The organism is Streptococcus hyovaginalis DSM 12219, from assembly GCF_000420785.1.
Classification (GTDB): domain Bacteria; phylum Bacillota; class Bacilli; order Lactobacillales; family Streptococcaceae; genus Streptococcus; species Streptococcus hyovaginalis.
Genome location: NZ_ATVP01000001.1, coordinates 126,693 through 140,094 on the forward strand (window position 1 = coordinate 126,693; position 13,402 = coordinate 140,094).

The following is a 13,402-nucleotide window of genomic DNA, read 5'->3' on the forward strand; positions in this document are numbered from 1 at the left end:
GATGACAGCGATCACTGTAAAAACAGGTGGAAAACTCTATATTGCTGGAGAATATGCGGTTTTAGTCCCGGGACAAACTGCGATTATAAAGAACATTCCCATTTATATGACCGCAGAGATTAAGCCTGCTAAGGCTATAGAGCTGTTCTCGGATATGTTTACTTATGGAGTTGGGATGTCACCAGACACCAATTATCAGCTTATTCAGGAGAGTATTCGAACTTTTGCCACTTTTCTTGATAAAGAGGTCAGTGAATTAGCCCCATTTTCCCTGTTGATTACAGGAAAAATGGAAAGAGATGGGAAAAAGTTTGGCATAGGTTCTAGTGGTAGCGTAACTGTCTTGGTTATCAAAGCCTTGGCAGCCCTTTATGGCATCTCGTTAACTAAGGACCAGCTTTTCAAGTTGTCTGCCTATACGCTCTTGAAGCTGGGTGACAATGGCTCGATGGGGGACATCGCTTGTATCGCCTATGATGATTTAGTGGCTTATCAGTCATTTGATCGTCAAGCAATATCGGACTTGCTTTCTAAAAAATCCTTGGTAGCTATTTTGGAAATGGATTGGGGATATCAGATTGATATCTTGATACCATCTTTAAAAACCGATTTTTTAGTGGGGTGGACTAGGCAGCCTGCTTTGTCTAGCCAAATGGTTAGAGAGATAAACAGTCGATTATCTAAGGACTTTTTGATGGCGACTGAAAAAGAAGTTACTTTTGTTAAGTCTGCCTTGCAGAGTGGAGATAAGCTCGTTTTTGCAAGTGCTCTTCAAAAAGTTAGTGATTTATTGGTTTTGTTGAGTCCAACCATCTATACTGATAAGCTAAAATTACTAAAAGAAGCCAGCTCTGATTTGGATGTCGTTGCTAAATCATCTGGAGCTGGTGGAGGAGACTGCGGCATTGCCCTTTCTTTTAATCCCGATGATACGGTCACCCTAAAGGAAAGATGGCAAAAAGCAGGCATTGAGATTCTTTATCAAGAAAGTTGGTCGTGATGACAGCCTGACTTCTAATCAAATTAAAATAAAATGTTATGGAACCACTAATAGCCTATAAAAATGAGTTTTTACAAGCAAAAAAAAAAACATTTTAGCCAATGGTTGCATTTATGAAAACACTGATATTGATCCAGAAGATCATTCCCAAACCAAACGCTTCTGGATAGAGGTAAAGCATGGAAACAAACCGTAAAGATGATCATATAAAATACGCCCTGAAATATCAATCACCTTACAATAGTTTTGATGATATGGAGTTAGTTCACCATTCATTGCCTGATTACGATCTAGCTGACATTGATCTGTCAACGCAGTTTTTAGGGATGGACTTTGACTTTCCTTTTTATATTAACGCCATGACAGGTGGAAGCAAAAAGGGAGGGGAAATCAATCAAAAATTGGCCCAATTAGCAGAAGCAACAGGCATTGTCATGGTAACTGGCTCCTATTCAGCAGCCTTGAAGGACCCATCAGATACCAGCTTTCAAGTCAAAAAAAATCACCCTAATCTGACTTTGGCGACTAACATTGGGATTGATAAGGACTACCACCTTGGATTAAGAGCAGTAGACGACATGCAGCCAGCTTTTCTACAGGTTCATGTCAATCTTATGCAGGAACTTTTGATGCCAGAAGGGGAGCGAGAATTTCGTTTTTGGAAGAAAAACCTCTCTGATTATGCGACAAAGATGCCTGTACCAGTTATGCTGAAAGAAGTTGGCTTTGGATTAGATTTAAAAACCATGGAAATTGCTTATGGCCTAGGTGTTCGAGCCTTCGATATTTCAGGACGTGGTGGGACCAGTTTTGCCTACATTGAAAATGAGCGAGGTGGCGATCGCTCCTACCTTAATGAGTGGGGGCAAACAACTGTACAAGCCCTTTTAAACGCTCAGCCAATGATGGCCAAAGCAGACATCTTAGCTTCTGGTGGCGTTCGACATCCTCTAGATATGATTAAGTGCTTAGTTCTTGGCGCTAAGGCGGTGGGCTTATCGAAAACAGCCTTGGCCCTGGTTGAAAACAAGACCATGGAGGAGGCTATTGCAACAGTAAATGGTTGGAAGGACGACCTCCGACTGATAATGTGTGCCCTAAATTGTCAGAAAGTATCTGATTTAACTAAAGTTGATTACATGCTCTACGGAAAATTAAATCATCTTAAAAAAGAAAACTTGCCAAAAAGAAGCTAGATACTACTGTCTAACTTCTTTTTTCATCTCTTAATGCTTCTAGTAAACTTTTTGAAGTTGCTAAATTCATGTGTTTTTCGTCTAACAATTTTTGAACAAGCGGTCCAACCTCATTTTCCTTGGCACCAGCCAGAAGTGCTAATGACTTAGCATGTAGTTTCATATGACCAGACTGAATTCCTGTAGATGTTAGAGCTTTTAGCGCTGCAAAGTTTTGCGCTAGTCCAAGCGATACAATCACTCCAGCTAGCTCTTTGGCCTCTGGATGCCCTAGTAAGTCATGGGCTACCTGAACAGTTGGATTGAGACCGATTGAGCCTCCACGAGTCGCGATAGGCATGGGAAGGGTCATGCGACCGTGAATAGAAGCTTTTGCTTCATCGTATGTCCACTGACTAAGTCCTCTATATTGGCCGTCTCTACTGGCATAGGCATGAGCGCCAGCCTCGATAGCTCGCCAGTCGTTGCCTGTTGCTATGACCAAGGCATCTATTCCGTTGAAAATCCCCTTATTATGAGTACTAGCACGGTAAGCATCAACTTGTGCTAATCGACTAGCTAGTGCCAGCTTTTTAGCCAATTGATGGGCTTCTTCCTTATTACGACTCAGGCTAGAAATGCTGACATCACATTCGGCTGTTACCAGACTTTCTGTCGCGTAATTAGACAATATAGCCATCAATGATTGTCCTTGGGATAAGTCTTCTAGCCAAGGGACAAGTGCTTCCATCATGGTATTGACCATATTGGCCCCCATAGCTTCTTGCGTATCAACAGCTACATAAACGATTAAAAAGTCTTCTTTTTGCTCTAGCCAGAGATTTCGAGCCCCTCCACCGCGTTTGACAATGGAAGGATAGGCCTGATTAGCCAGATCCAGTAAAAAAACTTTTTGTGTCAAGATGTTGGCACAAGCTTTATCAAAATCTGGAAAATCAAAGAGGGCAACTTGTCCGATCATTTGCCGATTATGAATGGTTGTTTTAAAACCGCCTGAACGTTTAATCAATTTGGCAGCAAAGCTAGCAGCAGCAACAACAGAAGGTTCTTCAGTCACCATAGGCAGTTGATAGCTTTTACCATTGACCAAGAAATCTGGCGCAATAGCAAAGGGTAAGGATAGTTCAGTGACGACATTCTCTGCCAATTGATTGGCAATTTCAAGCGGTAAAGCAAGGTGATTTTGGAGAATCTTTTGGTTCTCATCGTCGAGTAAGCTAAAGTCTTTAATGAGCTCAATCCGCTCTTGAGGTGTTTTTTTGGCGAAGCCATTCCATTTGAGTTTAGTCATGGTCTTTTCTCACATAAATCCGTTGGTGTTGCTGAATACGTTCCAGGGCAAAGGCCCCTGTCTGATAGCTATCAAAAGTCGCATTACCGTCACTGTCTAGGTTAGCTTCTTCATAAAAGACTTTTTCGTAGTCAGATACGGTTAGTGGTGTTCGCTGTTGCAATTGTGTTAAACGATCCGTTAAAAGCATTTTCTCATAACCAGCTACTAAACGTCCAGAAAAAATTTCAGAGACGGCACCAGAACCATAAGAAAATAGTCCGATTTTATCACCAGCTGTCAGAGTCTGACTATTTTCTAATAATGATAATAATCCTAGATAAAGAGATCCAGTATAGATATTGCCGACTTGTCTGCTATAGAGAATGGATTGCTCGAAGTTATCCGTTAATTGTTGTTTAACAGCATCAGATAAATCTTTATCCATAAGTTTTTTCAGACCTTTTAAGGCTAATTTAGGATATGGAATGTGGAAACAAAAGGCCGAAAACTCTTCTAAAGTTACATGGTGACGTTTTTGGTATTCAGACCAAGTTGTTTTTAAGCTATCCAAATATTGTTTGGTTGAATAAATGCCATCAACAAAAGGAGTTGTCGAATAATTAGGACGCCAAAAATCATAGATATCGCGTGTTTGCGAAATATTGTCGTCAGAAAGCTCTAGGATACGTGGGTTGGTAGTCACTAACATAGCGACTGCCCCAGCGCCTTGGGTTGGTTCACCAGCCGATTTGATACCATATTTGGCTATGTCACTGGCAATGACCAAAACCTTACTATTAGGATGTTTTTCGACGTGTAATTTTGCATAGTTTAAACCAGCTGTTGCGGCATAGCAAGCTTCCTTTATCTCTATGGAACGGGCAAAAGGCTGGATACCAAGCAGGTGATGGACATATATGCTGGCTGCCTTTGATTGATCGATTCCCGATTCTGTCGCTAGAATGACCATATCGATAGCTTCTTTATCTGATTCTTCTAAAATATCTTTTGAAGCAGAAGCAGCCATAGTCACGATGTCTTCAGTGATGGGTGTAATGCTCAAAGCATCCAACATCAAACCGGTAGTATATTTTTCAATTTTTTGCCCACGAGCTTGGGCTAATGTTTCTAAATGAAGAACGTATTGACTGGTTGCAAAACCAATCTTATCAATTCCGATGGCCATAAAAACCTTCCTCTATTGTTATAAAATTTTTCAGTAATTAAATTGTAACATAAAATGGGAGAATGGATGTTTTTGGAACCTATTATTTGATTCATCAAACTAATCGGCTCTTTTTACCTTATGTTTGTGAGTGGAAAAATTGAAGAAATTTCGTTAAAATAAGGAAGTTATTAAATGATGTAAAAGAGGAAAAAAAGTCCATGACAAGAGCGGATGAGATTTTTAAAGCCAATATTAAGCGTATCCTAGAAGAAGGCGTCATGTCTGAACAGGCTCGACCAAAGTACAAGGACGGGCAAACAGCAAATTCTAAGTATGTAACAGGAGCTTTTGCAGAATACGATTTAGCCAAAGGTGATTTCCCAATTACAACGCTGCGCCCGATCCCGATCAAGTCTGCAATTAAAGAAGTTCTATGGATTTATCAAGATCAATCTAATAGTTTAGATGTGTTGGAAGATAAGTACAATGTTCATTACTGGAATGACTGGGAGGTTGATAGAACGCGTACCATTGGTCAACGTTATGGCGCTGTGGTGAAAAAACATGATATCATAACCAAGATTTTGAAACAATTGGAAGATAATCCATGGAACCGCCGTAATGTTATTTCGCTTTGGGATTATGAAGCTTTTGAGGAGACACCAGGTCTTTTGCCATGTGCTTTTCAAACCATGTTCGATGTTCGTCGCGTAGATGGCGACATTTATCTGGATGCAACCTTGACTCAGCGATCAAATGACATGTTAGTTGCGCATCATATTAATGCCATGCAGTATGTTGCTCTACAGATGATGATTGCTAAACATTTTGGCTGGAAAGTTGGAAAATTTTTCTACTTCATCAACAATCTGCACATTTACGATAATCAGTTTACACAAGCAGAAGAATTGCTAAAGAGAGAGGCGAGTCCGAGCTTGCCTAAATTGGTCTTAAATGTTCCTGATAAAACCAACTTCTTTGACATCAAAGCTGAAGATTTTGAATTAATCGATTACGATCCTGTCAAACCGCAGTTGACATTTGATCTAGCCATTTAATGGCTTTTTTCCAGTTAATGACATCAAAATGTGTTAGTATAGAAAATGATAAAAGTAGGTAACCAATGACTAAACAATTAATTGCTATCTGGGCCGAAGACGAGCAGGGTCTTATTGGCCGTAATGACCGTTTACCTTGGCATCTTCCAAAAGAATTAAAGCATTTTAAAGAAACGACGATGGGACAAGTTCTAGTCATGGGGCGAGTCACTTTTGAAGGGATGAATCGCCGTATCTTGCCAGGTCGACAGACTATTGTTTTGACGAGAGACCTGTCTTATGAAGCAGATGGCGTTATCGTGTTGCACTCAAAAGAGGAGGTCTTGAGTTGGTTTGCTCAGCAGGATAAGACCTTGTATATCGTGGGTGGTGCTAGCCTTTACAAAACCTTCTTACCTGAAGTTGATGGACTAACCCAGACGATAGTTCATGGTGTTTTTGAAGGGGATACCTATTTCCCTGATTATGACAAGGAGGCCTTCGTAGCCGTTTCGGAAATCTATTTTGACAAAGATGACAAAAATCCTTATGACTTTAGCGTTACCACATATGAGAGAAAGGTAGAATAGCTGTGCAGCGTAGTATATTTGGTGTTTTCACCGCATGTTTGGCAATTATTTGCCTTTTATGTGCATTTCCAGCCTTTAAGAAAAATCGTTACGGTTTAGGTGTGCTCTTTTTATTAAATGCTTTTACCAACCTTGTTAATACCATCCATGCTTTTTATGGGACATTATTTTAGGAGACAGTTGAGAAATTATGGTAGATAATCGAACAAATGACGTTATGGTTTATTGCTCTTTTTGCGGCAAAAACCAAGAACAAGTCAAAAAAATCATCGCCGGAAATGGCGTCTTTATTTGTGATGAGTGTGTTGCATTATCACAGGAAATCATCAAAGAAGAGCTAGCCGAGGAAGTATTAGCAGACCTCTCTGATGTTCCAAAACCTAAAGAACTCTTGGATGTTTTAAACCAATATGTGGTTGGCCAAGATCGTGCAAAACGTGCCTTGGCAGTTGCTGTTTACAATCATTATAAGCGAGTGAGCTTTACGGAGAGCCGCGATGAAGAAGATGTGGTCTTGCAAAAGTCTAATATCCTTATGATTGGCCCAACGGGATCTGGAAAAACCTTTTTGGCACAGACTTTAGCCAAGAGTCTCAATGTCCCATTTGCCATTGCAGATGCCACTTCCTTGACAGAAGCAGGTTATGTTGGTGAAGATGTCGAGAATATCTTGTTGAAGCTGATTCAGGCGGCTGATTACAACGTTGAGCGTGCAGAACGCGGCATTATTTACGTGGATGAGATTGATAAGATCGCTAAAAAAGGGGAGAATGTCTCTATTACACGTGATGTTTCTGGTGAAGGGGTACAACAAGCTCTCTTAAAAATCATCGAAGGAACAGTTGCTAGTGTACCCCCTCAGGGCGGCCGTAAGCATCCAAATCAAGAAATGATCCAAATCGACACGAAAAACATCTTGTTTATTGTCGGAGGTGCTTTTGATGGCATTGAAGAGATCGTTAAGCAACGCCTGGGTGAAAAAATCATTGGTTTCGGCCAAAATAATAAGAAAGTTTCGGATGACTCTTCTTATATGCAAGAGATTATCTCAGAAGACATTCAAAAATTTGGCTTGATTCCAGAGTTTATTGGACGCTTACCAGTCACTGCTGCCTTAGAGCAACTAACCGTTGACGATTTGATTACGATTTTGACAGAACCTCGCAACGCGCTTGTTCGTCAATACGAAACACTCTTGTCTTACGATGATGTTGAGTTGTCCTTTGATCGCGAAGCTTTGGAAGCTATTGCAGAAAAGGCCATTGACCGTAAAACGGGGGCGCGTGGTCTTCGTTCGATTATTGAGGAAACCATGCTAGATATTATGTTTGAAGTCCCTAGTCAAGAAAATGTCAAACGTGTTAGAATCACTAAAGAAGCTGTTGATGGCACAGGCCATCCGATCCTCGAAACGGCTTAGAAGTAGGAGAAGCTATGGCTGAAGAACAGGTTTTAAATACCCACAACGCCTCAATCTTATTGAGTGCAGCCAATAAATCACATTATCCTCAAGATGACCTACCAGAGGTTGCTTTAGCAGGGCGTTCCAATGTTGGAAAATCTAGTTTTATTAACACGCTTTTGGGGCGGAAAAATTTAGCACGCACCTCTGGAAAACCGGGGAAAACCCAATTGCTCAATTTCTTTAATATTGATGACAAATTACGCTTTGTAGATGTTCCTGGATATGGCTATGCCAAAGTTTCTAAAAAAGAACGTGCCAAGTGGGGGAAGATGATTGAAGAATATCTTGTCACTCGTGATAACTTGCGTGTTGTTGTCAGTTTGATTGATTTACGTCATGAACCGTCGGTCGATGATGTACAAATGTATGAGTTTCTGAAATATTATGAAATTCCTGTAATTGTTGTAGCGACTAAGGCAGACAAAATTCCACGTGGCAAGTGGAATAAGCACGAATCAGCAATCAAAAAGAAATTGCAATTTGATGCCAATGATGCCTTTGTGATTTTTTCATCGGTGACCCGTGACGGTCTAGATGAAGCTTGGGACACTATTTTAGAATACCTTTAGGAGAACTATGTTGATTGTACTAGCTGGAACCATTGGAGCAGGAAAAAGCTCCCTTGCCAAGGCTCTAGGAGAACATCTGGGAACAGATGTTTTTTATGAGTCTGTTGATAATAACCCTGTTTTGGATCTCTACTATGAAAATCCTAAACAATATGCTTTCTTGCTTCAAATTTACTTTTTGAATAAACGATTTGAATCCATTAAAGCAGCCTACAAGGACAATAATAATATTCTTGATCGTTCTATTTTTGAGGATGAGCTTTTTCTGACGATTAATTATAAGCAGGGCAATGTCACCAAAACAGAACTGGACATTTACAAGGAGCTTCTGAGCAATATGATGGAAGAGCTGGAAGGTATGCCTAAAAAGCGACCAGATCTTCTGATTTATATCGATGTCACCTTTGAAAAGATGCTAGAGCGTATCCAAAAGAGAGGGCGTTCTTACGAGCAAATCTCAGATAATCCGGGTCTCTATGACTATTACCAGTTGGTACATGGTGAATATCCCGATTGGTACGAAAATTATCACTTTTCACCTAAAATGCGCATTGCAGGTGATGAGCTGGATTTTGTTAACTCTGAAGATGACTTGCAGAGGGTACTTCATCTGATCGATGAGCAGCTAAGCCATCTAGAAACCGAGTAGCAATTGAGAAGAAGAGGCTCACTCGTAGCATTATGAGAGGAAAAGAATGAACGGGGGCCCATGTCAAGGAGTCACCTCCAAGAAGTATTCAGACTGTGACAGATAGGCTGTCAAGGGTCTTGGAATCATCTGAAAGGATGCGCTGTCCTTAATGTTTAGGGATTGTGTCATCTTGAGTGGGGAGTGATTAGTCACAAAGTTCATCCTCCTTTTGTAGTATAATCATTTTGCATCTCAGAGTTTTTTTAGTGTGTTTATGGTGAACGACATTATCTCACTCTGGGATGTTTTTATATTTTTTACTAACCTAACGTCAGTCTAGAACGTTCCATTTTCAAAATAATAGTGCAAAAATAATTAAAACACTTGTCAAATGGAAAAAGTCATGATATGATGTAAAAGGTTTTGAAATAAAACTGACCTAAGACAGCAGGGGAGCAGTGCTCGTAAGATTCCTGCCGAGGCACAAAACGTAACTAAGAATTTGTAACGTATTGTACTTTCGTGTCTAGGTTTAGGTGCGATTTTTTTGTGCCTAGCCCAAAAATTTTAACGGAGGTAAAACTAATGAGTGAAGCAATTATTGCTAAAAAAGCTGAGCAAGTTGAACTTGTTGCTGAGAAAATGAAAGCTGCTGCATCTATCGTTGTTGTAGATTCACGTGGACTTACAGTTGATCAAGACACAGTTCTTCGTCGTTCACTTCGTGAAAGCGATGTTGAGTTTAAAGTGATCAAAAACTCAATCTTGACACGTGCAGCTGAAAAAGCTGGTCTTGACGAATTAAAAGATGTATTTGTTGGACCATCTGCTGTAGCATTTTCAAACGAAGATGTTATTGCACCTGCTAAAGTTATCGCTGATTTTGCAAAAACTGCTGACGCCCTTGAAATCAAAGGTGGCGCAATCGAAGGTGCTGTTTCTTCAGCTGAAGAAATTCAAGCACTAGCGAAATTGCCAAACCGCGAAGGAATGCTTTCTATGCTCCTTTCTGTACTTCAAGCGCCAGTTCGCAACGTGGCATACGCTGTCAAAGCAGTTGCAGAAAGCAAAGAAGACGGTGCTGCATAAGCATCTCTTCTCAAAAAGTAGCCTAAGGTTACAAACACATTTTATTTATTAATCTATATTTGGAGGAAATTACAATGGCATTGAACATTGAAAACATTATTGCTGAAATTAAAGAAGCTTCAATCCTTGAATTGAACGACCTTGTAAAAGCTATCGAAGAAGAGTTTGGCGTAACTGCTGCTGCTCCTGTAGCTGCTGCTGGTGCTGCTGGTGGTGCTGAAGAAGCTGCTAAAGATTCATTCGACGTTGAATTGACTTCTGCTGGCGACAAAAAAGTTGGCGTTATTAAAGTTGTTCGTGAAATCACAGGCGAAGGTCTTAAAGAAGCTAAAGCTATCGTTGATGGCGCACCATCAGTTATCAAAGAAGGTGCTTCAGAAGCAGAAGCTAACGAAATCAAAGAAAAACTTGAAGCAGCAGGTGCTTCAGTTACTCTTAAATAATCATTCTTATAGCTTAACGGCTTAGAAAGATGATGAACCACTATTCTTTGGGATAGTGGTTTTTTGTGTTTGGCTAATAAGTTATTGTTTGGTGTCGTTACCCAAAAGAGAGTAATTATTGAAGGAAAGGTGTAAAAGTGTGCGATTGCGATAAAAAAGCTAAGAAAATACTGATCTAAGTAAAAGTTGATGTCAGTAAAATACAGTCTTTTTAAAACATATCCATGTTATCAAGACTAAGAGTATTGAAACTATTAGTGGCGCTAGGGTTTATCTTGTCAGAGGGAATTATTATGTACAGGGATGAGACTTAAGTCACAATCTCTTAGAGCATAATCGTTTCCTAAAGTGCAAAAAGTAGTCGTTTCTTAGTCAAATACAATAATATCCCGCTAAGTTTAATGTTGGATGAGTATTTTTTCGTCTCCAGATACATAAACCAGACCATCATAGAATTTTCCAACTTTTCTGCAGGTTTTTACGAAATGTCATGTGGTACCAACTTAACTGGATAAATAGGTCAAATAGTGCAAATGTTTATAAGATAAACGATAAAAAATGATTATTGATTTATGTTTGTTTTTGGATTTTAATGATTTTTTAGTTGACAGATAGTTTAGGATATTCTATAATTAGAATCATTATAAATAAGGAGAGTGAAATATGACTACTAAAGATCATGGAAATAAACCATTTGTGACAAATATTGAAGAGGAAACATTAGCTAATACCAATTATCGTACGGCTCTATGGACGGGTGAATTGCTTCAAGCAACTTTGATGAGCATTCCTGTTGGTGGAGACATTGGTGCCGAAGTACATGATGAGAATGACCAGTTTCTACGTGTTGAGCAAGGTCGTGGTCGTGTGATTATGGGAGAATCTGAGAATAAGATTACACTTGATACTGAGGTTGGTCCAGAGTTTGCTATTTTTATTCCAAAAGATACTTATCACAATGTGATTAATATTGGCGATGAAGATTTGAAACTTTACTCTATCTATGGCCCAGCGCACCATGCTCATGGTACAGTTCATGAAACACAGGCGATTGCGATCGCTGCAGAAGAGGCTGAAGGTCACTAATGACGGTTATTTTTGATATCCAAGAGGTGGGCCTGATGGTTACAGAAAAAGTAATCTTAGATAAGATAACCTTTCAAGTTAATCAGGGGGAGCGCGTGACACTTGTTGGTCCCTCAGGAAGTGGTAAATCAAGCATTTTGAAGTTACTTGCTGGTCTTGTTTCACCTACTCAAGGAACGATTTTAGTGAGTGAGAAAAACTTTTCCGACTTAGATATGGTATTTCATCGTCGAACCGTTTCGTACTGTTTCCAGCAGCCTGTACTTTTTGATAAAACAGTCAAAGATAATCTGGCTTTCCCTTTTGAGATCCGTCAATTACCATTTGATCAGTAAAGAGTGGAAGCAGCATTATCTAGTGTTGCCTTGTCACCAGACTTTCTAGAGAAAAAATTACGGAGTTGTCAGGGGGAGAGAAGCAGCGTGTCGCACTCATTCGTAATTTGCTTTTTGAACCTGAGGCTCTCTTATTAGATGAGATGACAGCAGGTCTAGATGCCAAAACAAAAGCGATTGTTCATCAGTTAATTGATAACTATCGTAAGTCAGGTAAAACAGTTATTAAAGTGACACATGATCAGAGTGAGATCGATGCCGCAGAGCGCTTAATCACGATTGAAGAAGGAAAATTGATCCATGACAAATGTCTACGTTGATAATCTTTCTTTATCCCTCGTATTTGGTCTCGTGCTTTTGGCAATGGCAATCAGTCAGAAAGAGAAACTAGGCATTTCCAAAGATATTGTAATGGCGGTTATCAGAACAGTCATTCAGCTCGTCTTTGTTGGTTATGTTTTGAAATATGTGTTTCAAGCCAGCAATATTTTGCTTAGCTTACTTATGGTTTTGGTGATTCTCTTCAATGCCAGTCTGCAGGCGAATAAACGTAATCCTAATAAAGCAGGTAAATTTTGGCAGCCATTTTTGGCGCTTCTGACATCGACTGGTGTTACCTTGAGTATTCTCATTTTATCAGGTGCGATAAAGATGATTCCTTCTCAGGTTATTCCGATTTCAGGTATGCTAGCTAATAATGCTATGACTGCTATTGGTCTCTCTTATCGGTCATGTATCGTCTTTTTAATGATACTCGCCAGCAGGTTTTATAAAAATTGACGCTTGGAGCCACGGTTAAACTAGCTTCCCAGGAAATACTCAGAGAAAGTATCAAAACTGGGATTCAGCCGACCATTGATTCTGCTAAAACGGTGGGGTTAGTCAGCCTTCCCGGTATGATGTCAGGGCTTATCTTTGCTGGTGTCGATCCTGTGCATGCCATTCGCTATCAAATTATGGTTATGTTTATGTTGTTATCTGCGACAAGCTTGGCTTCAGTTATCGCATCGTATGCAGCTTATAAAACCTATTTTAATGAGCGTTCACAACTAGATTTTGATTAATAGATGAGGCAGGAGTCGTGTTTTTGTACGATAACCTACCTTATTTTAATATCTAAAATTTTTTGAAAATAATAGTATTATCAAAAAATTATCAGAAAAAACTTGACAAACGTTACTTGTCATATTATACTGTTATCAATCATAAACGAAGGAGAAAGAAATGCTGTTAAATCGGTCTCATCTAGGTCATGAAACAACTTATTTTTACTTTAGTTTCTTTAGATAGCCGTTTGTAGCTTTTTAGGTACAAACGGTGCGCAAGTTTGTATCTATGAAGCTAGAGCATTTTTCCTATGGACTTGGCTGATTAGATAATATCTAACTGGTCAAGCCAAGGGCTTAAATTATTGACTTTATTGAAAAGTTGATGTCAAACCAGTTAGCTTTTGCCTAGCTGGTTTTTGTTTATGCCAAACAGTGTCTGGTATGGGGAGTTACCTTCCTCATTTCAAGTAA

General features: G+C 39.6%; 12 protein-coding genes, 2 pseudogenes and 1 other annotated feature. Of the genes and pseudogenes, 12 read left to right on the plus strand and 2 right to left on the minus strand.

What is annotated here, in order from left to right; genetic code table 11:
- Position 1 precedes the first annotated feature (1 nt).
- The gene (locus G574_RS0100665) at positions 2–1,000 is read left to right on the plus strand and encodes a phosphomevalonate kinase (protein ID WP_029690504.1); all 999 of its coding nucleotides are present in this window, start codon (positions 2–4) and stop codon (positions 998–1,000) included.
- Between the two features lie 179 nt (positions 1,001–1,179).
- A complete protein-coding gene (gene fni, locus G574_RS0100670) occupies positions 1,180–2,196 on the plus strand; it encodes a type 2 isopentenyl-diphosphate Delta-isomerase (RefSeq protein WP_029690505.1) in 1,017 nt (338 codons plus the stop codon).
- Positions 2,197–2,206: 10 nt separating this feature from the next.
- Here the strand turns inward: fni and G574_RS0100675 are convergent, their stop codons facing one another.
- Positions 2,207–3,487: a hydroxymethylglutaryl-CoA reductase, degradative gene (locus tag G574_RS0100675; protein WP_029690506.1), complete on the minus strand. Its 1,281-nt coding sequence runs from the start codon at positions 3,485–3,487 to the stop codon at positions 2,207–2,209.
- A complete protein-coding gene (locus G574_RS0100680) occupies positions 3,480–4,655 on the minus strand; it encodes a hydroxymethylglutaryl-CoA synthase (RefSeq protein WP_029690507.1) in 1,176 nt (391 codons plus the stop codon). Before G574_RS0100680 ends, G574_RS0100675 begins: the two co-directional genes overlap by 8 nt.
- Before the next feature lie 200 nt (positions 4,656–4,855).
- On the opposite strand from G574_RS0100680, the gene G574_RS0100685 reads away from it, so the two are divergent.
- From G574_RS0100685 to G574_RS10635, 10 genes and pseudogenes are all read left to right on the plus strand, one after another.
- Positions 4,856–5,695: a thymidylate synthase gene (locus G574_RS0100685; protein ID WP_029690508.1), complete on the plus strand. Its 840-nt coding sequence runs from the start codon at positions 4,856–4,858 to the stop codon at positions 5,693–5,695.
- Positions 5,696–5,760: 65 nt separating this feature from the next.
- Entirely contained in the window at positions 5,761–6,264 is a 504-nt protein-coding gene (locus G574_RS0100690; RefSeq protein ID WP_029690509.1) for a dihydrofolate reductase, read from the plus strand.
- A gap of 190 nt (positions 6,265–6,454) precedes the next feature.
- Complete coding sequence (gene clpX, locus G574_RS0100695) at positions 6,455–7,684, plus strand: ATP-dependent Clp protease ATP-binding subunit ClpX (protein WP_017768796.1); 1,230 nt, start codon at positions 6,455–6,457, stop codon at positions 7,682–7,684.
- Between the two features lie 14 nt (positions 7,685–7,698).
- Positions 7,699–8,298, plus strand: coding sequence for a ribosome biogenesis GTP-binding protein YihA/YsxC (yihA, locus tag G574_RS0100700; protein WP_029690510.1), 600 nt, complete (start codon positions 7,699–7,701; stop codon positions 8,296–8,298).
- A 7-nt stretch (positions 8,299–8,305) separates the two neighbouring features.
- Positions 8,306–8,947 carry a deoxynucleoside kinase gene (locus G574_RS0100705; RefSeq protein ID WP_029690511.1) on the plus strand — a complete coding sequence of 214 codons (642 nt, stop codon included), beginning with the start codon at positions 8,306–8,308 and terminating at the stop codon, positions 8,945–8,947.
- Between the two features lie 402 nt (positions 8,948–9,349).
- Positions 9,350–9,486: a sequence feature (ribosomal protein L10 leader region), on the plus strand.
- 28 nt (positions 9,487–9,514) lie between these two features.
- The gene (gene rplJ, locus G574_RS0100710; protein ID WP_017769382.1) at positions 9,515–10,018 is read left to right on the plus strand and encodes a 50S ribosomal protein L10; all 504 of its coding nucleotides are present in this window, start codon (positions 9,515–9,517) and stop codon (positions 10,016–10,018) included.
- 74 nt (positions 10,019–10,092) lie between these two features.
- Positions 10,093–10,461, plus strand: coding sequence for a 50S ribosomal protein L7/L12 (gene rplL, locus G574_RS0100715; RefSeq protein ID WP_017769381.1), 369 nt, complete (start codon positions 10,093–10,095; stop codon positions 10,459–10,461).
- A 663-nt stretch (positions 10,462–11,124) separates the two neighbouring features.
- On the plus strand, positions 11,125–11,547 hold the full coding sequence (locus tag G574_RS0100720; RefSeq protein WP_029690512.1) for a cupin domain-containing protein: 423 nt from the start codon (positions 11,125–11,127) through the stop codon (positions 11,545–11,547).
- Positions 11,547–12,202, plus strand: a pseudogene (locus G574_RS11610) (ABC transporter ATP-binding protein). Before G574_RS0100720 ends, G574_RS11610 begins: the two are co-directional and overlap by 1 nt.
- Positions 12,183–12,946: pseudogene (locus G574_RS10635) on the plus strand (ABC transporter permease). The pseudogenes G574_RS11610 and G574_RS10635 overlap by 20 nt, the downstream one beginning before the upstream one ends.
- The last annotated feature ends 456 nt before the right edge of the window (positions 12,947–13,402 follow it).

Coding starts and splice junctions, on each gene's coding strand:
- G574_RS0100665 (WP_029690504.1), top strand. CDS start 2: ATGACAGCGATCACTGTAAAAACAGGTGGAAAACTCTATATTGCTGGA.
- fni (WP_029690505.1), top strand. CDS start 1,180: ATGGAAACAAACCGTAAAGATGATCATATAAAATACGCCCTGAAATAT.
- G574_RS0100675 (WP_029690506.1), bottom strand. CDS start 3,487: ATGACTAAACTCAAATGGAATGGCTTCGCCAAAAAAACACCTCAAGAG.
- G574_RS0100680 (WP_029690507.1), bottom strand. CDS start 4,655: ATGGCCATCGGAATTGATAAGATTGGTTTTGCAACCAGTCAATACGTT.
- G574_RS0100685 (WP_029690508.1), top strand. CDS start 4,856: ATGACAAGAGCGGATGAGATTTTTAAAGCCAATATTAAGCGTATCCTA.
- G574_RS0100690 (WP_029690509.1), top strand. CDS start 5,761: ATGACTAAACAATTAATTGCTATCTGGGCCGAAGACGAGCAGGGTCTT.
- clpX (WP_017768796.1), top strand. CDS start 6,455: ATGGTAGATAATCGAACAAATGACGTTATGGTTTATTGCTCTTTTTGC.
- yihA (WP_029690510.1), top strand. CDS start 7,699: ATGGCTGAAGAACAGGTTTTAAATACCCACAACGCCTCAATCTTATTG.
- G574_RS0100705 (WP_029690511.1), top strand. CDS start 8,306: ATGTTGATTGTACTAGCTGGAACCATTGGAGCAGGAAAAAGCTCCCTT.
- rplJ (WP_017769382.1), top strand. CDS start 9,515: ATGAGTGAAGCAATTATTGCTAAAAAAGCTGAGCAAGTTGAACTTGTT.
- rplL (WP_017769381.1), top strand. CDS start 10,093: ATGGCATTGAACATTGAAAACATTATTGCTGAAATTAAAGAAGCTTCA.
- G574_RS0100720 (WP_029690512.1), top strand. CDS start 11,125: ATGACTACTAAAGATCATGGAAATAAACCATTTGTGACAAATATTGAA.